Origin of the sequence: Xanthomonas sp. DAR33341, assembly GCF_003992815.1 — a bacterium.
Classification (GTDB): Bacteria; Pseudomonadota; Gammaproteobacteria; order Xanthomonadales; family Xanthomonadaceae; genus Xanthomonas; species Xanthomonas cissicola.
Genome location: NZ_QEYV01000050.1, coordinates 1 through 20,493, shown reverse-complemented (window position 1 = coordinate 20,493; position 20,493 = coordinate 1). Strand labels below are relative to the sequence as shown.

Genomic DNA, 20,493 nt, shown 5'->3' with positions numbered 1-20,493 from the left:
TGGCCACCACCTGTGCCGGGGTCAGGCCATGGGCCTGGCACAGCACCGGCAACAGCCGCTGCACCGTCTCCAGCGCCTGCTTGCCGCCATCGTGGCTGGCGATGGCCACCACCTGCTCCGGGGTCAGGCCATGGGCCTGGCACAGCACCGGCAACAGCCGCTGCACCGTCTCCAGCGCCTGCTTGCCACCGCTATTGCTGGCGATGGCCACCACCTGCTCCGGGGTCAGGCCATGGGCCTGGCACAGCACCGGCAACAGCCGCTGCACCGTCTCCAGCGCCTGCTTGCCGCCATCGTGGCTGGCGATGGCCACCACCTGCTCCGGGGTCAGGCCATGGGCCTGGCACAGCACCGGCAACAGCCGCTGCACCGTCTCCAGCGCCTGCTTGCCGCCAATATTTCTGGCGATGGCCACCACCTGCTCCGGGGTCAGGTTCAGGGGGGCACCCGTCAGTGCATTGCGCCATGCATGCACTGCCTCCACTGCGGTCACGCCGCCACGTTTTGCAATCTTGAGAAGTTGGCCTGTGTCCAACTGTAACGGTGGACCTCTCAACTCTCCCGCCACCGTGAGCAAGGCCTCCAGAGCGCGTGCGCCGGACCACTGTTTGCCGACGCCAACGATCGCTTCGTGTGTCGCCTCTGGCAACGCTGCGATCATGTCCTGATACTTGACAGCGACGGTCCCTAACGCTGCCGGGTGTTGGCTGAGCGCAACGATGTGCGCGTGTGTAAACCCATGGCCGACCAGTGCCTCGTGGTGCTGCGCCACTGTCGAACGAACCTTCGGTTTGATCTTCTCCTGTTGCTGCTGGCTGTAGCCGAGCGTGCGTAGATCCACCTGCGCGGCCGGCGAAGCGTCGGAGGGTTGCGCAGCACGTCGTCGCGGCGCCGGATTGGCGCGCGGCGACCGCGCGGCAGTGACAGCCACGCGCATGGTGGGTGGGGGGGCGTCGGCTGCCCGCAGACCCGATTGCACCTCATCCCACTCGCCTGTGGCAGCCTCTGTATGAGGCGTGCCGACGGCAGGCATCGAATCAAAAATCGATGTATCAAGAAGTGACGGATCAGACTGACGGAGCAGATCGCTGAAGCTGCCCGCTGAGAACGCAGGTGAGGGGGCAGGGGGAGATGGCAGCCTGGTCCGGGACATCGTCCGCCGAGCGGGCAAGCCATCCAGGGGGCCGCCAGCAGGCGGAGACACCCCACGATCTGCAGTCGGCTGAACCCTATCCGGTTGGGGGCCGGGCAGAAGCTCGCGGGCAGGACTTGGTGTGCGCGAACGAATGGGATCCATCAGGCATACCTCTTTACATGGTCGCCTCCAGACTAGCGGTCTGTGGTTCCTACATAGCTTCCGAGGCCGCATGGCAGTACACAACTTCGGGTGATCCTGGCAACCCTCGACGACCAGGGTGAGGCGCAGACATGAAGGCGATCACGGACGGTAATCCCCCCGCCCATTAGCAGACGCCAGAAGTGGAATTTTCTCGTACCCTTTCCCGAGGAGGTTCCATGAAGAAGTCCCGCTTTACCGACAGCCAGATCATCGCCGTGCTCAAGCAGGCCCAGGCCTGTGCGCCCGTGCCGGAGCTGTGCCGCGAGCACGGCATCAGCTCGGCCACGTTCTACAAGTGGCGTAGCAAGTTCGGCGGCATGGACGTGTCCATGGTCGCACGCATGAAGGAGTTGGAGGAGGAGAACCGCCGGCTCAAGAAGATGTACGCCGAGGCGCAGCTCAGTACCGACCTGCTGAAGGAAGCGCTCGCAAAAAAATGGTGAGGCCATCTCAGCGACGCGAGATGGCCCAATCGGCAGTCACGAGCGGGCGCACGAACATCCGCCACGCCTGCCAGACCTTCGCGGTGAGCCAGACCTGCTTCCGCTACCAGGCCAAGGCCAGCGAGCAGAACGCCCGGATCGCCGACTGGCTGGTCCGCCTGACGACCGCCCATCGCGACTGGGGCTTTGGCCTGTGCTACCTGTACCTGCGCAACGTGAAGGGCTTTGGCTGGAATCACAAGCGGGTCTACCGGATCTACCGCGAGCTGGAGTTGAACCTGCGGATCAAGCCGAAGAAGCGGCTGGTGCGTGAGCGGCCCGAGCCTCTGGCGGTGCCGGAGGCCATCAACCAGGTCTGGTCGATGGACTTCATGCACGACCAGTTGGCCGACGGCCGCAGCTTCCGGCTGTTCAATGTGCTCGACGACTTCAATCGCGAGGGGCTGGGGATCGAGGTGGATCTGTCGCTGCCGTCAGCCCGGGTGATCCGATCGCTGGAGCAGATCATCGAGTGGCGCGGCAAGCCCGCCGTGATCCGCTGCGACAACGGCCCTGAATACATCAGTGGCGCGTTGCTGTCCTGGGCACAGCGGCTTGGCATCCGGGTCGAGCACATCCAGCCGGGCAAGCCACAGCAGAACGCCTACGTTGAACGCTACAACCGCACCATCCGCTACGCCTGGCTCGCCCGCACCCTGTTCGACACCATCGACCAGGTGCAGGACAAAGCCACCCGCTGGCTATGGACGTACAACCACGAGCGCCCGAATATGGCGCTCGGCGGCATCACGCCTGCCATGAAGTTGGCGATGGCCGCTTAGCTCCACTTCTGGCGACCGCTAGAAGTGGGGGGATTACCCCGTCGTATCAGCTTGGCCGCAGAGGCGGCCGCAAGCCCCTACGAACCAATGGGTGACTGCGTGGAATTTCGCGTTATGTGCGCAGCCGACCTCGCCGCACTAGGGCTTGCACGTCAGGTTCAAATGATTGACCATCAAACATCGAGGTTTGACAGGTCGATCATGCCATCCCCCATTTCCATCGCCACCCTCGCCGCCCTCGCCAGTGCCGGGGCGCTGCGCACCGTGCAGCTGGTCGGCCAGGTCGGCGGCTACGCGGTCATGGTGCGCGTGGGCCAAACCGAAAAGCAACTGACCGGCCAGCGTGGCGAGCCACGCGTGTTTGCCTCGCTCGACACCGCCGCCACCCAGCTGCTGGCGCTCGGGGTGACGGTGTTGGAGGTGCTGCCGGCCAATTACGTGCGCGCGCCCAAGGTCTACCGCCGGGGGCGGCCAGCCGCGTTGAAAGAGTTGGCCAAGCTCCAGCGCGAGGGCAAACCCGCCAAGCGCACGCCGGCCAGGAAGCCGGCTGGCGCAGCGGCGGTGGCCACCAAGATCCTGCCCAGCGACCGGGCGCAGCTGAAATTGCCCGGCCTGCCGCGCACCCGCAAGACCGCCCGCACCGTGGGTGACGGCGCATGAGCGAGCGCGAGACGCTTGACCAGGTGACCGCCGAGCGCGATTTTCTCGCCGGCCTGGTCGAGCAGCACGAAGCCCGGCTGCGCACCTTCAGCGCGGATCTGCAGCACGTGCTGCTGGCTGAGTTCAGCGGCGAGGACACGGGACCCGAGTACGTAGGCGCATGGCAGCGCCTGCACGCCCTGATTGCGCCCGTGGCCACCGGCTACAGCCAGCACCGGATGAAACAGTGCCGGCGTCAATCGCCCGCTTTAATGCGCCAGCGGCGCTCGGCCAAGACAGCAGCGCAGATGTGTGCCCCGCGCGGGCAGATCCGCACGAGACCTACGCGCTCAACGTCACGCTGTCGCGTGGCGATGCAGCCCTGTTCCAGGGGCATCGCTTTGCGCACGAGCGGCTCTCCCAGATCCTTGGCTCCTACCGTGAATTGGTCCTGCGGCACATGCCAGAGTTCACCCCGGACGAATGGGCCGCGCTGGCAGAAATGCTCGACGACGAGTGCAACGAGGCGCACTACGACTACATGCAAGGCATGACTGACGATGCGCAGCTCGATTACGCGCCGCACGGCCCGTGGACCACTGACGTGGATCGACTGGCAAACGTTGCTGCCGACCGCGCCGCCCAACGGACGGCGCAACAACGACAGAGAAATGCCGATCCTTGCGACCTCTTCGCGCCCACCGTGGATTTGCTCGACCTTGCAGCGCGGCTAGAAGCGCTGACCGATGTCCAGCGCTTAGCAGCCTACGAGAAGTTGATGCAGCTGCTTCACCCTGACCGCTGCGATCTGGTTGCCTATGAGGCAACCAGGGATGCGGCAATCGCCGCGTGCTTGCACGTCACGAACCTCACCGCTTAGGAGCAGACACATTGAACGACGCTGAACGCAGGGCACATTTGGAACTTCTTGGGCGCATCTCGGCGATAGAAACAACCCTCAGGGTACTGACGATGGCATCTGATGACTCCACTCTGCTGATAACACTGATAAGAGAACATGCCGCCGCGCTGACAGCTTCTATGCGCAGCCGTGGTGATATGGCTGGGAATGCCGTAGCAGACGGAATTGAGGAAGGAATCGACCTGATCACAAATGGCACCTAAGAGCAGCTAAACCCGTGCCGGCGTCAGAGAAAGCGTTTCATGTCTGCAATCGGCGCGGGCAACTCTTCCCCGAATGCACTGTAACGCGCGACCGCTGCCGCCCATGCGCTTTTTAGCTCGCTCATGTCGATGTCCTCGCGCGGTGTCGCGACGTAGGCCCGGCCGCCGCAATCCGTGCAAAACGGGTCTGCGCCCTTGCAGTTCGGGCAGCGAGCAAATTGCCAGAATCCGCGCTGGATGAACACGCCGGCCAAGCACACGTAGCAGACAATTCCTGCTTGATCCATTGTCCCGCACGGGCTCCCGCACGCATCGCACACGCCAGGTGGGCCGAATAGCCAGGGATCAAGTCGTGGTCGTTTGCGGTTGCCCATGGGACAGATTACCCATGCCGATGTCGCAGAACATGCGAAACCGGTGCAGTGGCTGGCCTCTGATCCAATCCAGACCGGGGGCGTGACCGCAAGCGGTCACCGGCTTGGGGTGCTGCGCACCGATGCCGCGTGCCGTCGCCAGTCGGCCCTAATCCTCGCCCCTGCGCGCTCCGCTTGCAAAAGCAAAACCGCGCCCCGTCCAGCACGCCGTTTTCCGAAGGGTCGGGGACCAAGGATTGGCGACAGCCCGGCGGCTGGCCAGGCCGAGGCATGTCGCCAACGCCCTGGCCGGCACGCTGAAAACTGTCTTGGTCACAGATCAAGCTCACCAGGTCCGCGATCGTGTCGCCAACTCCACCGGCGGCGCTGCCGACGACCAGGTGCCCGATCTGAGGGTCGGCAGTGCGTCGTGAGAAATCCTTAGTTGACAGGGAGTTAGCTCACTTTTGGCTGTGTTTTACACGAATCCCTGCCGACCCTCTGGTTTCATGCGCGGCATTCAATTACGGCCCAATAGTTGGCAAGAGTTGATCGGCAGCGAAGAATTTGGCGGGCCCATGCTGCCAATCATGATCTTGACCCATGAACATGATCCTGATCCCGCCATGCGCCCGCCAGAGATTGCGCCGGACAAACGCGATGAGTTGCTTCAGTCCCTGATTGCCGGACTGACGCACATCTATCGCTACTTTGCCTCACATCGCCAATTGGCAACCCAAGGGCCTTTACGCAGACAAGGTCCTAAGATTGGGAGAAATGATCAGTGCCCATGTGGCAGTGGGCGGAAGTACAAGCATTGCTGTGCTACCAGCGCTCCGACATTTCATTGATACCGGCTTAACTGACTTCCCTGTTCCATTGCTCCCCGAACCCCGAAACCGCGCAGAGCGGTGCTACGACCTCGCAAAGGCAATGTATTGCGCAATACACACAGCAGCGCTCGCCGGGTGGGTAATAGACGGAAATACCGCCTGTATGGCGCTCTAGGGTCCGCTTAGAAGCGGGCGCTAGGGTGGTTGCGGGTTGGCTTAGCGATGGCCGCCAGGCAACGCCGAGGCTGAAATTGGGCCATTTGATTTGGCTCGCCGTCTATTACCCACCCCAACAGAAGGGCCGGTCGATGGCACCAGGGAGAGGAGGAACCCTGATACTACCGACCGGCCCCGAAGACCGAACCCGAGCTTATCCGCGCTGAATGGCGTTGCTACTGCGGTACAGCGTACCCACGCCACGTGCTGCGGAGATCGCCGCCGAAGCACCGCCGGTCATCTTTGCCGCCGCTACATCAACCAATTTGCTCGATCCCCTGCGGACGGCTGCATCCTTCACGGAATCGGCCATGCCCACACCCGATAGGGATCGGGCAGCCTGCGAGACAGGTAGAGAGATACCGCCGCCGAGCTGCGAAGCGATGCCAGCCGCGCTGAACAACAAGATGGTGCATGCAACACCCATGACCGCAATTGTGGCCACTGCTTCAAAGGGGCTTGTGTCGATCACGTTGGCAGCTTGCCCAAGCGCTTGGTCTACCATTCCGAAGAACAGCGAGCAGACTGCCAGCACCATCACCAGGGTCAGCATTGCTGTGATGACATAGGAAAGCCATTTGTCAAAAAACGTCTGTGTCGCCTTATACATGGCCATCAAGATAAAGAGCGGGCCGATTGCTAGCATCAAAGACATAGAGACCTTCGCAATCACAATCATTATTCCGGCGACGATTGTAAAGAGAAGCCCAAAAAACATTATAAGATTTGCCGAGATTGCCAATCCGACACTTTGGCCAGGAGAAAGCACGCTCATTCTGTTATACGCTTTATTTGCAACGTCGATGGTCTTATTTAGAAGGTTGTCCAGCGTCTTAAAAGTAGAGTTCTCTCCGGATTCGGCCGTGGTGTTTCCGAATACCAATGAGTTTGAAAGGGCGTCAGGGGTCTTCATGAAAAAATCAACGACGTTTCCCTGATATCTCCCGACGTTCAGTGCAATGCCGAATATGATAGATAGCTTAATAAGCCGCATTAAACCGTCTGTAATCGGTTCATCAATAAGCCCTCTTAGATTGGAGATGCCCCATAAAACGAAATATATGGCGAGCATCGTCCAAGCGACAGGGCTTATAGTCTGAATAATATCGGCAGACTTCTGGGAAATATACGAGTTCAGTACGGTTTCAAACTCGCTAAAAATATAGCTGAAAACAGTTAGTTGGCTGGTGGCCATATATTTATCTCACGACAGAGTGCCATTTCTGCGGTTCACTCGGGCGAGCCACGAAAATGGCTTTCCGAGCACGTGTGCAATTGCCGTCAGCTGCCGACTGAGCTTCTGGCATTTCACTGCACGCCTTGGCTTTGATTTCGGCCTCATCCCGATGCTGAGAGTAGTACTCGAAAGAGCGCTCGGGTTCTTGAGAGCATCCGCCCAAAGCGGCAAAGAGCACGATGGTGATAATCTTTTTCATCGGACAACGGACCTCCACGTCTGGGGTGCACTCGGCTTGATAAGGCCCGCCTCAGCGGCCTGTCTTGCCTCAATCTGCCGTTGGGCAGCACTGGCTTGGGCAAGTGCCTGCAGCTTGATGCTTTCGTTCTGCAGCATGGTTTGCTCGACTTGGATCCGCGCTTGCAGATCGGCAATTGCCTTCATGTCCTGGGCCTGCGGAATGGCGTCCATCAACCCTTGTAGGCGGGTGAACCGCTGCGAAGCGTTGTCGTAGGTCTCCCCGGCGCTGGCTTGCTGGCTGGCAGCGGTGTTGGCCAGCTGTTCGGTCATCGAGCGCAGTTCGGGGGTGAGCTGGTCGAGCGTGGCGGTATCAACCTTGCGGGCGTTCGCCTTGATCGATTGCGCCAATCCAGAAATGTCGCCACCCTGCATCTGCGCCAAGGTCTCTTGCCAATTGGTCGGGATCACGTTGCGGTTTTCACCCTTCAACAGGTTTTCCATGCCACGGGTACCGGTCATTGAGGCGTATTGGTCTTTCGCCTGCTTGAGTTGGGACTGCATGTTTTCCAGCTGGGCGACCAACTGCTGGTATTGCGAAATGGCTTGTGCCAGGCCAGCCAGATCGACCACCGGAATACCGGTAGCCGATGCGGACATTGGTGCGATGGCCAGGCTAACCGTCAGGGCCGAAGACAGGGCCAATGCACTGAGCTTGAGGGTTTTCATGCTTCGAACTCCTGATAGTCGTTATTGAAAAAGTCGCGCTGGTGGCGCAATTGCGGGTTTTGACCCCGGTAAATCCGCTTGTTGACACGATAGAAATAGGGGGAGCCGGTGATGTATGGGCCAGCTGCAGCGAGCGTCCATTTCACCGCCCAACCGTAGGCTAAGACAGCAGCCCAGGTGATCGGCGACAAATAGGCCCCGCTGAGAAATCCGAAGAACATAGCCGCCCAGCTAAAAATCATGACGGCCTCAACGGCGGCGACAGCGGCGGCTGCGAAATACTCATCGCCAAAGCGCTTGCGGGTGACGATCAGCAAACGCACAGAAACGAAGATCGGTGCAAGTGCCGTTATGCTTAGAAGAATGATGAAAGTGTCCATAAACTACCCGTTTTGTGTGGAGTAGTTATCTTGCACTCCTTATTATCAAGGCGTCTGAACGGATTTCAAATTTCTATATATCGACACGTCAAAACATGCCTTTTTGTATCGTCGGGACAGAAAAAAACCCGCCTTGGCGAAAAGGCGGGCTAATGCTGTACAGGGCGTTGGAGGGCTGGTTGAGCAGCCCGCTACGAAACGGGCATAACGCAACGAACCACCCAACCAGCCGACGCATAGGCTATCACTATGCGACCTGCTGCGGACGCTGGAAGGTCGGTTGAACCTCCGGCATGCCTACGTAATCCAGGGCAACCCGGTGGATCGTCTCACCTGGCATTTTCAGGTAGCCGTGCAAATCCAGCAGACCCATGATTTCGCTGGCCATGACGGCCGACTGGCGAGTGTATTGCTGGCTGGCCGAGGTCGAGCCCTTGAAGAACTCGCCCTTAGAGGTGGAATCACTGAGCGTGGTCCGTTCAATCTCCTGTTGACCTAATTCATCTTCCATCGTCCTGGCCGTTTCGGCGTCGCCGGCACGCAAGACCAGCTTCGTGGAGCAGTTGGCCAGGAGGGTTTGGGCCTCATCGCGGCCATAGGTCGTGCGTAGCTGGGCCACTGTCTGCAGGCCGAGGATGCAGCGGCCACCGTACTTGCGGAGTTTGGTGAGGCCGGCTCGCAGCGACGTGACCTTGCCGAGGGAGTCCACCTCATCCATCACAAACCACAATCCCCGGTCCTGGTCCTCAGAGAGCGAGAGCCCTTCGACAATGGCCAGTTCGAGCATGGTGGCCACCAGGCCGCGCAGCATGCCCATCTGATCATCACGGTAGGTCACGAACAGCCAGCCTTCACCCATGGCGTTGCGTGTCCATTCCCGCACCGAAAACGTGCCTTCGTCGGCCAGGTAGGGGAACACGCCGACATACGAGCTCAGGATTGCCCGCGTGCTGGCCAGCATGCGTTCGTTGCCCTTCGCGCAGAGTGCGGCCGCAGGTGTGCCGGCGAGCATGTCGGCCAGCTCCTTGGGCTCGGCGGTGGTCAGCCAGTACAGCAGCCGCTTGATCGAGCGTTCCCCCTTGGCATGCATCGATCGCAGAACGGCCGCGACGAAGCTCTGGGAATAGTGGTGCCACTGCATCCCGTCGCCGACGCCATCGGGCACGATGGCCTTGGCGATCCGCTCGCAGTCATAGTCGTTTTCGATATCGGCGAATGGCGACCAATCGACGGTGCGCCCGTCAAATGGATTGAACAACACATCACCGGTTCGGCCGAAACGGGAATAGAACCCGCCGCCTGGATCGGCGATCACGGCGCGCTGGCCACGTGATCGGATCGTGCGCAGCATCGAGTTGATGGCTTGGGTCTTGCCGGTGCCCGTGGTGCCGGTGAAGAGGAAATGTTGCGCTTCGAGCTGCCGAGGGATTTCCACGCCGGCAATCTCGATTGCGCCGGCCTGCCCCTTACGGCCCTTGCCACCGGCCTCCACCCGCGACCCGCGCAGCACGTTCCCTGCCGCCGCTGCGGCAGCAGGATCGGATTGCGCCTTGAGGTAGAGGAACACCAGCAGCGCCGTACCGTAGCTGATGCCCAGGCCCGAGAAGACCAGCGGGTCCGACTGCATCACACATGCGAGCAGGGTCAGGCCACCGCCCGCACAGCCAATGGCCAATGCCGCCATCGCCGGTTTGGAGAGAGGAGGATTCCGCGCCAGCTTGGCCAGGAGGTAGACCAGCGGAATTGCGTTCAGGATGATTACAAAGAGGATCGTGCCCATACAGTGCCCGTTTAGTCTGTTGTGGAAGGATCAGCGCAGCAGCAGGGCGGTCATAAGCCCGCCCATGAGACCACCGACGACGCCGCTCAGGCCGATGGTCAGCCATTGATTGATGCCTCGATGAGCGCGCTCGTAGCGATCCATCGCTATTGACGCGGTATTGCTCAGCCGCTCCAACTTCCCCGCCGCATCCAGCACCGGGCCTTGCATCGCCTCGCGAGCCTGTTCCTCAATGACCTTGCGGGCCGTTCCGCTTTTCAGTTCGGTGATCAGTTGGGAAATGAGCGCCTTGTGCATCTCGCTGGCTTTCTCGGCCAGCGCCGTTTTCATGGCTTCTTGGCCTCGCTCTCCGTGCGCTTCCAGGGCCGCCGCCTGTTCCCGCATCGTCAGCGCAGCTGCCTCAGCGACCTGCCGGGGAATATCCGCGTACAGATTCCGATACTGTTCAAACCCGAAGAGAATGAGCCAGATGGCATCGTTACTGCTGACTCCGGCCACATCGGCGAAGCGTCGCAGCCCTGCCTCGCCGGCTTCCGAAAGGTTCTGTCCCGTCGCTGTCCGGAATGCATCGCCCAGGTTCAACCGCGCATCCTGCGCGGTGCCTGCCGGATCGGCGCTCATGACACAACCTCGCCGAACACCCCGCTTGTCAATGTCAGCCACCGACGCAGTTCCGCCCGATTCCCAATCGGTAGTTCCTTGGCTGCCTTCGCCAGGCTCAGGCGTTTGGTGTAAATGTCGTCCGAGACGCGATCCGCCAGGTTGGGGAAGGTCAGCGATTTTCCACCCTTTGCCTCTACGGCATCCCTAATCTTCGATCCGTTGTATAGCTCGAAAGCCTCTTCCTCTCCGAAATAGCCATTCCGAACGACGTGGACTTGAGAGTCTGGAATTGCATCCATGTACTCTTTCAGCAGTTCCAGGCTGTCCCGCTGGCGATTGACCACCCACAGTGTAACGAGATTGCGTCCAAGCTCGCCTAGGGTCGATGCAAGCGTATCGCCGTACCGGCTCACGCCCTGATTATTGCGAGCCGCTGTGTTGATCACCGCGACATGATCCTTGTTTGCGTCGAGGACATTTACCAGTTCGATCCAGCCATTTGCCTCATCGAGGTTGAGCAGATGTGCATCGACTTCATCGCGATAGGCTTTCCACACGTCCGGATTAGACGTGTCCGACTCGATCAGCAGAACCGGTGCAGATTGCGCTCGCAGATGATCCAGCAGCGCCATCGTGACCATGCTCTTACCGACGCCACCCTTGCTACCTCCAACCAGATAGATTTTTCCGTTCATTTTGTCTGCCCGTTTAGATGTCATTGGAGTCCTCTCGTGCGGTGAATCGAGCGTCCGCCGTAGATGACTGTTTTACCGCCGCTGTTGCCTTTTTTGTGTCGCTCCGCTTTTCAGGCGTTTGCCCTTTTGTTGCACCCGGTTCGGCTTGTGAAACCTGTGTCGGCTTCTTCACACTTCGCCGCTTTGGCTTCGTCGTTGCCGTCTCGGCGCGTCGTGCATAGCTCTTGAGCGTTGACGCCTTGATGGCAATTCCGTGATCGCTAATGACCTCTGCGATTTTTTCCCAGGTGTACCCCTTCGCACGTAACCCAGTGATTTCTTCCATCATCTGGGTGACCGCTTCCTGATTATTCAGATTTCGTTCTTCTGCCGTGACCTCTGGCAGAGATTTCATTGCATCCTTGATTCGTTGAACGTCCGCTTGTGTTGGCATCCTATCATCCTCGCTTTTGCATCGGTGTTGCCTCGCAGTGTAGCGAAGTGCTTTTGACGTTTGCAACTCTCGCCCGTCACATGATACCGTCTTAGCCACGACGGAAGTCAAATGCGGCAGACAAGTCGCGTGTTGTACGTACAAAACCAGCTACGCAGGTTTCGTCCGTCCACCGGCCCCCTCTAATCCGCCTTCGGCTACTCAGAGTGGACCTACACGACTTGCTCAGGGGCACAGCCCCCGAGACCCCAGCGGCGGGACGCCGCCACAAGCAGGAGCAATGCGCGATGACGTTTGCAAAGGGGACAGATAACCGAACCGAGCGCATCCTGTTGCGCGTCACGCCTGATGAGAAGGCCACGATCACTGAGCGTGCGCAACAGGCCGGGCGTAGCGTGTCTGATTACCTTCGCGCCCGTGGTGCTGGGCAGAGAGTTCATAGCATTGCGGACCAGCAAACCATCAACGAGCTGCGGCGGCTTGGTGGTCTCTTCAAGAAGGCACATAACGACAGCCTAGGTGCGTACAGTGACGAAACCGCCGAGGCATTGCGTGCCATCGTCGGTGCCATTAAGCGCATAGGGGCGTGACGTGCTTGCCCCGGTTCCGCCGCGTCGTCCGTCAGGAAAGAGCAGCTTTCGTAAGCTGAAATCCTACCTGTCCGAGGCCATCAATCCGGAGACCGGCGAGGTGCTGGAGCGAGGTGAAGTGTTCCTGTCGCCTGCGCTGCTTTCTGCCGAAACGGCCGCTCAAGAAATGTGGGCTGTTGCCTCTGAAAACCCGCGCGTGAAAGACCCGGTGGAGCACTACATTCTGTCGTGGCAGGAAGGCGAACAGCCGAGCAAAGAGCAGTGGCACGAGGCCGTTACCCATACCCTTGAAGCGCTGGGTTGGAAGGATCATCAATGGCTCGCCGTCAGTCACGAGGACACCGATAATTTCCATGTCCATGTAATGGCCAACAAGGTGCACCCGGAGACGTATCGGTCCCACACGCCTGATTGGATGCACAAGACATTGGACAAGTGCTGCCGGGAGATCGAAGCCAAGCAGGGATGGGCGCACAGTAACGGTCTTTATCGGTGGGACGCCGATGCACGCATGGCCGTCCCGGTGCCTCGCGAAGAGCGGGAGAAGCGGCGCGAGGCCAACGATAACCGGCGCGCCGAGCGCGGCGAGGCAGGCGCGGGCAAGGCCGGCAAGATGGAACAGTTCGGCGACGCCGAGAGCTTGCAGACCTACGCTAAGGGAGCGCCGGCCAAGGCCCTGGATGCGGTGATGAAGCGCGAGGGTGCAACGTGGCAGGACGTGCATTCTGCGCTGGCGAAGCATGGCCTAGAGCTACAGAAGGGCGAGCGCGGCGGGTATAGCGTGCGTGCCAGGTCGCAGGACGGCAAAGACGTTCACGCGAAGGCGTCTGACGTGTTCCGAAAGCAGTTCGCCGGCAAGGCGCAGCGGGCAGCTACAGAGGCAAAGTTAGGCGACTGGCAACCGCCTGCGGCCTACGTCCGTGACGTGGCCAAGGTCGAGCAGCGCTATGACCGCCATCGTGAGCCCAAGCGCGAATGGAAGCGTGACCCGGACAAGCGTCAGCAGCAGCGCGAGGAACGAGCGAGGGAGCGCGCCGAACTCAAGGCCCGGTTCACCCTCTACAAATCCGATTTCTACCGTGTGCGCAGCGATCAGCGCCGTACCGAGAGCCAGCAAGCCAAGTTGCGGTTCAAGGCATTGGCGACGGAGGCCCGCGCCAAGCGTGAGGAAATCCGGCAGGCCGACATGTCGCCGGCGCTTCGACAGGTCGCCCGGAGCATCGCCGCCGCCGAAGCTGTCCAGGCGCGTGAGCAATTGCGGGCGCAGCTGGCGGAACAGCGCCAGGCGGCCAACAGAGCGATGGACTACCGCACGTGGCTGGTGGTGCAGGCGGCGCAGGGCAACAAGGCCGCCGAGAGCCAGCTACGAGGGCTTGCCTACCAAGAGCAACGGAACGCCACCCAGCAGGGCCTTCAGAGTGCGCCTGAGCTTGGAGCGCATGCGGACAGCGGCAGGCCTGAGGCCGAGCGCGCAAAGCGTCCTGCAGCAGATCCAATGGCCACCCGCTCCACGCTTGAGCGGGACAGGCCAGCAGCAGCCCTGCGCATGACGTGGGAGGCCGATACACGTGCCGGCACGGTCGATTACTACATGGATGGCCAGAAGGCGTTCACCGACCGTGGCAGCAAGGTGCAGTTCGCCAAGAAAGATAGTGGCCATGACGAGATCGAGGCGGCCTTGCGATTGGGCGTCCAGAAGTTCGGCAAGGAGCTCGATATCAAGGGAAGCGCCAGCTTCAAGATGCAGGCCATTGAGGTCGCTGTCATGCGCGGGATCGACGTTCAATTCTCAGAGAAGGCGATGCAGGCCCGCTATGAACATCTGAAAGCCGCACACGCCGCCGCCAGGGTTGAGGCCGCACAAGGTGGCCACGTTGTTCCTCCCCGATCCCAGCAGCCCGGCGAGGCCCTGCAGGAGGCATATCAGGCCGTTCGCGATGGCGATGGCAAAGCACAGGCCGCCGCTGCAAAGAACCATCCAGAGTTGGCCAAAGCCATCGCCCTGGATCGTGCCGCCCAGGCGTTCGCCGCCGAGCGGTTACAGCCAGAGGCACGCGAAGGATTCATGCGCGAGACGCGGGCCAAAATCGAGCAAGACCTGAGGGCAGGGAAGCCGCTCAGTGAAATCAGGAAGGATCTAAACCGCGACCGGGATGCCGAGCAGGATCACGGCTTGTAGCCCGGACCATATCGATCAGGAGACGCCATGTTTTACAACGACGATGACAAAGTGAGAATTGCCGCTGAGCGGTGCGCTCGGTTGGAAAGCTGGCTCAGAAATGAGCAAGACCCGGTGGAGCGCGAGAAGATCGCAGAAGCACTACGGCATGCCCGCGACACGCTGGCCAAGGAGCTGCAGCGTGCCGAGCAGGAGCGCGGGACGGAGCCGAAAGGCGAGCCAAACGCAGACCGGATGTTCCCTGATGGCAATGTGACCGACTTCCTCAAGCGATTGGATGAAGCGACGGCGGAAGCAAAGACCGGTACGGAGGCAAAGGCCAGCGACGATGCAGAGGTGGACGCATCCGCCGACCTGGCCAGCAGTGCAGTAGTGGACGAGCGTGAGCCGGTGTTAGAGCGGGTGCGCGAGCTGGAGCCGCCGAAGGAAATTACCGAGCTGCCCGAGTATCAGCAGGCGTATGCGGAGGCCCTGGAGCGATATCAGAACGAGATTGCCGCGCAGATCGAGGCCGACCAGGCGCGGAACATGGAGGAAATGGCCGAGGCGACATTGCCAGCCGGTGAGCAGGTTGACGATGCCGGCCGCACCGAACGAGCCGCCTATCTCTACTCGCCGCAAGACCAGGTGCCCGAGCTGGGCAACGGTGCGGAGATTGAGGGTTCTATTGCCGCCATCGAGGACCGCGACGGCCAGGCCTATTACATCGTGGAAGCCGAGGACGGCACCAGGGCGGCGGTAGCAGCTGACCCCGACCTTGATCTTGAGGCCGGCGATGAAATTGCCGTCAGCCGTGATCGGGATGGCTCCTACCAGGTCAGCCACGTCAACGACTACGGCATGTGATCGTGATGGAAAGCAGAAGCCCTGGCAGCGCAATGCCAGGGCTTTTTAATGCGCAAAAACAATATGCGTGCTTTCGTGCTTTCGTGATTTATTCAAGTATGGTCGCCAGCTTAGCCATCACCTCATCGGTGATCGCTGCTGAGACGCTTTCCAGCTTGCGGCCGTTACGCGATCCAATGTCCAGGGCGCGCGGTTGATCGCAGCGCACGACTCCGGTCGTTTTGGTGCCTCCCCCCGTGAGGGATACCGTGAAACCTGCCGTACGGGCGAAATTGCCACCCGTGGTGATCGGTAGCACCACGGGTGTTTTGGTAAGGCGGTTGAACGGTCCCGGCGACACAATCAGGACCGGGCGAGTGCCCTGTTGCTCATGGCCGGAAGTAGGATCGAGAGACACAAGATAGATATCACCCCGCTCCATCACAGCAGCTCGCCGCCAACAGGCTTGGCGTCAAGCCATTCCCGATCTTCGGAAGCCAGCTCGGCTGACGCATCGCATTGGGCGAGCAGGTCGGCGAGGGTGTAGCGCGGGCGCGCATGTGGCTCGACTACCAAGCGGCCGTTATCGACAGCCAAGCCCACTTTTGCCCCTGCCCCGATGTGCAGCACATCGAGCAGCGCAGGCGGAACCGCGAGCATGACCGAACCGCCAACCTTGCGCAGATTTGTCGTGTGCATTGCGCACCTCCATTCAGGTTATACGAAAATATAACATTCGACGCAGCGCTCATCAAGCGAAATCGTGCATGCGTGCTTTCTTTCATTTTGACAGCCTGCGCCGCCTGGACGGTGCGTGCATCTGGAAGCGGGGGGAGGTCACTCGCCTAGCTCATTTGCATGGTTCATTGATGAGTGGCTAAATAGGGTTGCCGGTTGAATATTGAGCCACCATCATTTAAGGTGGGCCATTAGGGTATACATCAAAAAACCAAAGAGGCCGCACATGCCGCAAGACGTTCCCCAGAGAGAGAGGTCGATAATTCCTGATTGGGAGACCGATGAACTCACCCGCGATTTCGTCAATCCGCCGACTGAGGTTGTCAGGGCAATGGCCGAGCTAGGCCGCCAGCCAGGTGCGACGGGCTACGACGAAGCCGGCCGGCTTGTGCGGGTGCGGCCGGATGGTTCTTTCGAAGTCCTGCCCGACGACGAGAAGGCAGGCGAGCCATGAACGCTCCCCGCATCGCTCGCGTCTATCTCAGGGTCAGCACAGATGAACAGGACCTTCGCCGTCAGGAGCGCGTAATCGAGGACGCCCGCGCCGCTGGCTACTACGTTGCTGGCGTTTACCGGGAAAAGGCGTCAGGCGCTCGCCCGGACCGGCCCGAGTTGCGCCGCATGGTTGAAGACCTCCAAGCGGGCGAGGTGGTCATTGCCGAGAGGATAGACCGCATTTCCCGTCTGCCTCTTGCCGAAGCGGAGCAGCTGGTGGCCACCATTCGCCAGCGCGGCGCTCGACTTGCTGTGCCGGGTGTCGTTGACCTGTCAGAGCTTGCCGCAGAGGCGACGGGCATTGCCAAGGTCGTACTGCAATCGGTGCAGGAGATGCTGTTGCGGCTCGCCCTGCAGATGGCCCGTGACGACTACGAGGAACGCAGGGAGCGGCAACGCCAGGGTATCGAGCTGGCGAAGGCGGCGCAGAAGTACGCCGGGCGCAAGCCGGACACGAAGACCCATCAGCGGATCGTCGCCCTTCGCAGGAGCGGCCACACCATCGCCGAGACTGCGGCTATGGCGCAATGCAGTGCCAGCCAGGTCAAGCGCGTATGGTCCTCTCATTGCGAAAAGGCGGCTACCGAAGAAATGATATAGCGTGCTTGCGTGCTTTACGCCTTTCGTGCTATCGTTTGTTCGTCCAAGCACAACAAACGAGGACCTATGAAAATCCTAGTACTAGCAAGCCAGAAAGGTGGGGCTGGGAAAACCACACTCGCAGCGCATTTGGCTGTGTCAGCTGAGCTAAATGGACTTGGCCCGGTCGTGCTGATCGATACCGACCCCCAAGGGTCGCTATCGGCCTGGTGGAATTCCAGGGAAGCAGATACGCCGGCGTTGGCCGAAACCAAGCTGGCCGAATTGCCCGCCAAGCTGGAAGCTCTGGCCAAGGCCGGATTCAAGCTCGCGGTAATCGATACGCCGCCTGCCATCACCGCTGCCATCCGTGACGTGGTGCGTCTGGCCGACTTCGTGCTGATCCCCACGCGCCCAAGTCCGCATGATCTACGCGCCGTTGGCAGCACGGTGGACATCGCCCAAGAGGCCGGGCGGCAGTTCGCCTTTGCCCTTACTCAGGCCAAGCCCAATGCACGCCTGACGGTGCAGGCAATCGCCGCCCTATCCACGCATGGCGCGGTCGCCCCCGCAATCATCCACGACCGAGTCGATTACGCGTCATCCATGGTTGATGGCCGAACGGTGCAGGAAGCGGACGCCAAGTGCCGGAGCGCCGAGGAAATCACCCAACTATCTGCTTTCGTGCAAGCACGCATGAACGAAGGCAAAAAAGCACGCAAAAAAGAGGTTGTCTAATGGCTAAGAAGACTGCTGACCTGTCCGGACTAGTTGCCACCAAAGGAGCCGCTGCCCCTGTGATGGATATGCCCACTCGTGCTGAACGTGCCCGGCCCGAGGCCGACGAGCCCAATAACGTGCCACTGAATTTCCGGGTCACGGCTGAACTGCGCCGACGCTTCCGGATGTTTGCTGCTGACCACGACTTGAAATTAAACGAGCTGCTGCGTCTGGCCTTCGATGAATACGAAAAGCGGCACGCCAACCGATAACCCGCACCAGTGAGGCGATAACACTATGAGCAGGAAGGAGACGTTCTTACTCGTTCGTCCCGCCACAGTGCTTGTGGCGGGCGTTGTGCTGTCCCTTGCCGGTTTGGGTCTATTGACCAGTGCCGCCGCTGCCTACCGGGCGAACCTGCAAAACGCGGCTGTTCTCGCGGAGACAGGAGCAAATGTCTTTCGGGTAGACGTTGGCTGCGTGGAGCCGTCCCCATGAACCGCATCCGGTGGAGTTGGGCACTGGCAGTTTTTACATGCGGGCTTGCGTTGACGGCGACAGGTGTGTGGGCTTTGTCGATCGAACTCGCGACGCGCAGCGAAATCACCAGCATGTGGCACCAGGCGCAGCAGCAGCGCGAGGAGCAGCCGTGATCCGCTCGGCTATCTTCGCCATATGCCTGACAGCATCGAGTGTCGTTGCTCAGGCCAGCACCACAGATCGCGTGTTGGCCAGCACCGTCATCATCGGCGTCCAAGAGTCGGCAGCTTCCGGGCCGTCGTTGTATGCCCTACCAGGGCAGCGCCCGACGTGGTTCCGGCGCTTGGTGCATCGGCTTTCCTACGGCTCGGCCGACGTGCAGCGGAATGCCTTCGCGGGCGAGTACTACGAGGCCGGGGCAGGCGCGGTCATCCAGAATGGCCGCATCCTGACGGCCGCTCATGTCGTCAACATCCAGGGCGCAGCCTTCACGGTACGGTTTCGGGATGGCCGCCGTGCTCGAGCCGAGCTGGAAGCGATCGCCCCGCACCATGACGCCGCTGTCCTGCGGCTCACACAGTCAGACACCCCCGCGCCTCTGTCATTGGCACGCACAGCCGCACAGCGAGCCGGCGAGCGCGTATTGATCACAGGTAATCCCCGTGGGCGCGCATGGTGGGCCGCCGAGGGCAGGGCAGGGCGGTTCGGCCTCTTTGACTACAACGGTGCATCTCACACCCAAGGACTGAGGCGGCAGGTGTGGTCCATCGACGGTGAAGCCACACACGGCAATAGCGGGGGGCCGGTCACGAATGACCATGGCCAACTGCTAGGCATCGTGTCTAGCGCGCTCAACTCGCCATCGAAATTCGCTGCAGTGCCGGCAGACTTGGCGTTGCAAGATATTCACCATTGGCAGGCTGTGGATCCCACCAGAACCCGCCTCCAATGTCTTCGACCGAGGGGTATGCAATGAAGAAGAAAACAGATGGGCCGGTGCAGATTGGCGATCTACTGCGCTTGCCTGCAGGCGTCACGAAGATGGCGGCTGCTGTCAGCAAGACCACTGGCAGTGGCAAGGCTGCAGCCAGCCGTAAGCCGCTCAGCAAGCGCGATACGGCATTGATTGAGCACGCTTCGAAAATCGCGACGAGCCAGCCCACCGGCGAGGACATGGCCTTTACACACACGGTGCTGTGCCAGGTCGGGTTGCCTCGCGCGAAGGTCGAGGGGCGGGAATTTATGCGTCAGTCCGGCGCGGCATGGGTGAACGTACAGGCTGGTTATCTGGACGAAGGTACCGGCCCGGTATTGCAGCCCATTCCCTATGGAGTGATGCCGCGGCTAGCGCTGGCATGGGTCTCGACGCATGCAATGCGCACCAAGGATCGTGAAATCCGCATTGGTGACAGCGCGGCCGAATTCCTGCGGCTGATGGGTATCGACAACGATGGGCGGCGCTACGCCACGCTGCGGAAGCAGATGCACGCTCTTGCCGCTTGCCGGCTGCAGTTGGGGTTCAAAGGCCGGACCTACAACGGACAGCCAGTGCAGCAATTTGATGCCTGGATCGCCGATAGGGGCGCTAATCAACGTGCGCTGTGGCCAGGGAAAATGGTGCTGTCTGAGGATTATTACAGCTCGCTGATCGAAAGCGCTGTGCCGCTCGACAATCGCGCCCTGATGGCACTCAAGGGATCGGCGCTGGCTCTGGATATTTACGCCTGGCTCGCCCACCGCTTGCATCGCATCGAGGGTCGGGGAGTCATCCTGCATTGGAAATCCCTACGCGAGCAGTTTGCCCAGGAGTACGCCGGGAAAGACCCTGATAAGGACTTCAAGAAGGAGTTCTTGCCGGCGCTCCGGAAGGTGCTGGCCGTCTACCCGCAGGCACAGGTGAAGCCGGTCACAGGTGGCGTGCTGCTGCTGGGGTCTCCCCCGCCGATTCCCTACAAGGCGTGAGAGCGTTCGTGAAATCGCCCCCCCCCTAGGTAGCAATCTGCTACTCGGAACCGAATCGGCTGGCCTGCTGCTGGGGACAACCCTGTTAGTGCAGGCACTTATCCCCGTGAATTCGCCCCCCC

25 protein-coding genes and 2 pseudogenes are annotated in these 20,493 nt (G+C 60.8%); 15 read left to right on the top strand and 12 right to left on the bottom strand.

All coding sequences use genetic code 11. The features are described from left to right. Positions 1-1,297, bottom strand: a 1,297-nt coding sequence (locus EO156_RS23585; protein WP_206513893.1) for a TAL effector repeat-containing protein, incomplete at its 3' end; no start/stop codon positions are given. Between the two features lie 218 nt (positions 1,298-1,515). Here EO156_RS23585 and EO156_RS23575 point away from each other — a divergent pair. From EO156_RS23575 to EO156_RS23560, 4 genes and pseudogenes are all read left to right on the top strand, one after another. Next, positions 1,516-2,603 (top strand): IS3-like element ISXac2 family transposase gene (locus EO156_RS23575; protein WP_087944860.1). Its coding sequence is split into 2 segments (ribosomal slippage): positions 1,516-1,768 and positions 1,768-2,603, totalling 1,089 coding nucleotides; the frame shifts between segments, so codons are not numbered across the junction. A 201-nt stretch (positions 2,604-2,804) separates the two neighbouring features. After that, the gene (locus tag EO156_RS23570; RefSeq protein WP_016851367.1) at positions 2,805-3,263 is read left to right on the top strand and encodes a hypothetical protein; all 459 of its coding nucleotides are present in this window, start codon (positions 2,805-2,807) and stop codon (positions 3,261-3,263) included. Beyond that, positions 3,260-4,122 (top strand): annotated as a pseudogene (locus EO156_RS23565) (hypothetical protein). Before EO156_RS23570 ends, EO156_RS23565 begins: the two are co-directional and overlap by 4 nt. An 11-nt stretch (positions 4,123-4,133) precedes the next feature. Beyond that, positions 4,134-4,367, top strand: a complete 234-nt coding sequence (locus EO156_RS23560; RefSeq protein ID WP_124632126.1) for a hypothetical protein — start codon at positions 4,134-4,136, stop codon at positions 4,365-4,367. A 23-nt stretch (positions 4,368-4,390) separates the two neighbouring features. On the opposite strand, the gene EO156_RS23555 is transcribed toward EO156_RS23560, so the two are convergent. Further along, positions 4,391-4,654 carry a hypothetical protein gene (locus EO156_RS23555; protein WP_016851366.1) on the bottom strand — a complete coding sequence of 88 codons (264 nt, stop codon included), beginning with the start codon at positions 4,652-4,654 and terminating at the stop codon, positions 4,391-4,393. 569 nt (positions 4,655-5,223) lie between these two features. On the opposite strand from EO156_RS23555, the pseudogene EO156_RS23545 reads away from it, so the two are divergent. Continuing rightward, positions 5,224-5,571: pseudogene (locus EO156_RS23545) on the top strand (UPF0149 family protein); the annotation flags it as partial. 352 nt (positions 5,572-5,923) lie between these two features. On the opposite strand, the gene EO156_RS23540 reads toward EO156_RS23545, so the two are convergent. The 8 genes from EO156_RS23540 to EO156_RS23505 form a co-directional block, all read right to left on the bottom strand. Continuing rightward, positions 5,924-6,964: a type IV secretion system protein gene (locus EO156_RS23540; protein ID WP_012477466.1), complete on the bottom strand. Its 1,041-nt coding sequence runs from the start codon at positions 6,962-6,964 to the stop codon at positions 5,924-5,926. Positions 6,965-6,968: 4 nt separating this feature from the next. After that, entirely contained in the window at positions 6,969-7,205 is a 237-nt protein-coding gene (locus EO156_RS23535; protein WP_012477465.1) for an EexN family lipoprotein, read from the bottom strand. Further along, complete coding sequence (virB5, locus tag EO156_RS23530; protein ID WP_012477464.1) at positions 7,202-7,912, bottom strand: P-type DNA transfer protein VirB5; 711 nt, start codon at positions 7,910-7,912, stop codon at positions 7,202-7,204. The genes EO156_RS23535 and virB5 overlap by 4 nt, the downstream gene beginning before the upstream one ends. Then, the gene (locus EO156_RS23525) at positions 7,909-8,292 is read right to left on the bottom strand and encodes a hypothetical protein (protein ID WP_012477463.1); all 384 of its coding nucleotides are present in this window, start codon (positions 8,290-8,292) and stop codon (positions 7,909-7,911) included. Before EO156_RS23525 ends, virB5 begins: the two co-directional genes overlap by 4 nt. Positions 8,293-8,539: 247 nt before the next feature. Then, the gene (locus EO156_RS23520) at positions 8,540-10,072 is read right to left on the bottom strand and encodes a type IV secretion system DNA-binding domain-containing protein (protein WP_012477462.1); all 1,533 of its coding nucleotides are present in this window, start codon (positions 10,070-10,072) and stop codon (positions 8,540-8,542) included. 30 nt (positions 10,073-10,102) lie between these two features. Continuing rightward, entirely contained in the window at positions 10,103-10,693 is a 591-nt protein-coding gene (locus tag EO156_RS23515; protein ID WP_012477461.1) for a hypothetical protein, read from the bottom strand. Continuing rightward, positions 10,690-11,394: a hypothetical protein gene (locus tag EO156_RS23510; RefSeq protein ID WP_007975110.1), complete on the bottom strand. Its 705-nt coding sequence runs from the start codon at positions 11,392-11,394 to the stop codon at positions 10,690-10,692. Before EO156_RS23510 ends, EO156_RS23515 begins: the two co-directional genes overlap by 4 nt. After that, the gene (locus EO156_RS23505; RefSeq protein ID WP_012477459.1) at positions 11,384-11,803 is read right to left on the bottom strand and encodes a hypothetical protein; all 420 of its coding nucleotides are present in this window, start codon (positions 11,801-11,803) and stop codon (positions 11,384-11,386) included. Before EO156_RS23505 ends, EO156_RS23510 begins: the two co-directional genes overlap by 11 nt. A gap of 287 nt (positions 11,804-12,090) precedes the next feature. Here EO156_RS23505 and EO156_RS23500 point away from each other — a divergent pair, with 287 nt between their 5' ends. From EO156_RS23500 to EO156_RS23490, 3 genes are read left to right on the top strand one after another with little or no spacing between them, the layout of a single operon-like run. Continuing rightward, positions 12,091-12,393, top strand: coding sequence for a hypothetical protein (locus EO156_RS23500; protein WP_012477458.1), 303 nt, complete (start codon positions 12,091-12,093; stop codon positions 12,391-12,393). A 1-nt stretch (position 12,394) separates the two neighbouring features. Further along, a complete protein-coding gene (traI, locus tag EO156_RS23495; RefSeq protein WP_012477457.1) occupies positions 12,395-14,572 on the top strand; it encodes a TraI/MobA(P) family conjugative relaxase in 2,178 nt (725 codons plus the stop codon). 27 nt (positions 14,573-14,599) lie between these two features. Beyond that, positions 14,600-15,418: a hypothetical protein gene (locus tag EO156_RS23490; RefSeq protein WP_012477456.1), complete on the top strand. Its 819-nt coding sequence runs from the start codon at positions 14,600-14,602 to the stop codon at positions 15,416-15,418. Between the two features lie 88 nt (positions 15,419-15,506). On the opposite strand, the gene EO156_RS23485 is transcribed toward EO156_RS23490, so the two are convergent. Both EO156_RS23485 and EO156_RS23480 read right to left on the bottom strand, forming a co-directional pair. Then, the gene (locus EO156_RS23485) at positions 15,507-15,839 is read right to left on the bottom strand and encodes a type II toxin-antitoxin system PemK/MazF family toxin (RefSeq protein ID WP_012477455.1); all 333 of its coding nucleotides are present in this window, start codon (positions 15,837-15,839) and stop codon (positions 15,507-15,509) included. Further along, a complete protein-coding gene (locus EO156_RS23480) occupies positions 15,839-16,096 on the bottom strand; it encodes a plasmid stable inheritance protein I (RefSeq protein WP_012477454.1) in 258 nt (85 codons plus the stop codon). The genes EO156_RS23485 and EO156_RS23480 overlap by 1 nt, the downstream gene beginning before the upstream one ends. A gap of 265 nt (positions 16,097-16,361) precedes the next feature. Here EO156_RS23480 and EO156_RS23475 point away from each other — a divergent pair, with 265 nt between their 5' ends. The 7 genes from EO156_RS23475 to EO156_RS23450 all read left to right on the top strand — a co-directional run bounded on the left by EO156_RS23475 (position 16,362) and on the right by EO156_RS23450 (position 20,371). Continuing rightward, positions 16,362-16,589, top strand: coding sequence for a hypothetical protein (locus EO156_RS23475; RefSeq protein WP_012477437.1), 228 nt, complete (start codon positions 16,362-16,364; stop codon positions 16,587-16,589). After that, complete coding sequence (locus EO156_RS23470; protein ID WP_012477436.1) at positions 16,586-17,230, top strand: recombinase family protein; 645 nt, start codon at positions 16,586-16,588, stop codon at positions 17,228-17,230. The genes EO156_RS23475 and EO156_RS23470 overlap by 4 nt, the downstream gene beginning before the upstream one ends. Before the next feature lie 66 nt (positions 17,231-17,296). Beyond that, on the top strand, positions 17,297-17,947 hold the full coding sequence (locus EO156_RS23465) for a ParA family protein (RefSeq protein ID WP_012477435.1): 651 nt from the start codon (positions 17,297-17,299) through the stop codon (positions 17,945-17,947). After that, positions 17,947-18,201, top strand: a complete 255-nt coding sequence (locus EO156_RS23460; RefSeq protein WP_012477434.1) for a hypothetical protein — start codon at positions 17,947-17,949, stop codon at positions 18,199-18,201. The genes EO156_RS23465 and EO156_RS23460 overlap by 1 nt, the downstream gene beginning before the upstream one ends. A gap of 222 nt (positions 18,202-18,423) precedes the next feature. Continuing rightward, complete coding sequence (locus EO156_RS24080) at positions 18,424-18,582, top strand: hypothetical protein (RefSeq protein ID WP_154666355.1); 159 nt, start codon at positions 18,424-18,426, stop codon at positions 18,580-18,582. Then, positions 18,579-19,385 carry a serine protease gene (locus EO156_RS23455; protein WP_016851361.1) on the top strand — a complete coding sequence of 269 codons (807 nt, stop codon included), beginning with the start codon at positions 18,579-18,581 and terminating at the stop codon, positions 19,383-19,385. Before EO156_RS24080 ends, EO156_RS23455 begins: the two co-directional genes overlap by 4 nt. A gap of 65 nt (positions 19,386-19,450) precedes the next feature. After that, positions 19,451-20,371 carry a replication protein RepA gene (locus tag EO156_RS23450; protein WP_012477431.1) on the top strand — a complete coding sequence of 307 codons (921 nt, stop codon included), beginning with the start codon at positions 19,451-19,453 and terminating at the stop codon, positions 20,369-20,371. Positions 20,372-20,493 lie beyond the last annotated feature (122 nt).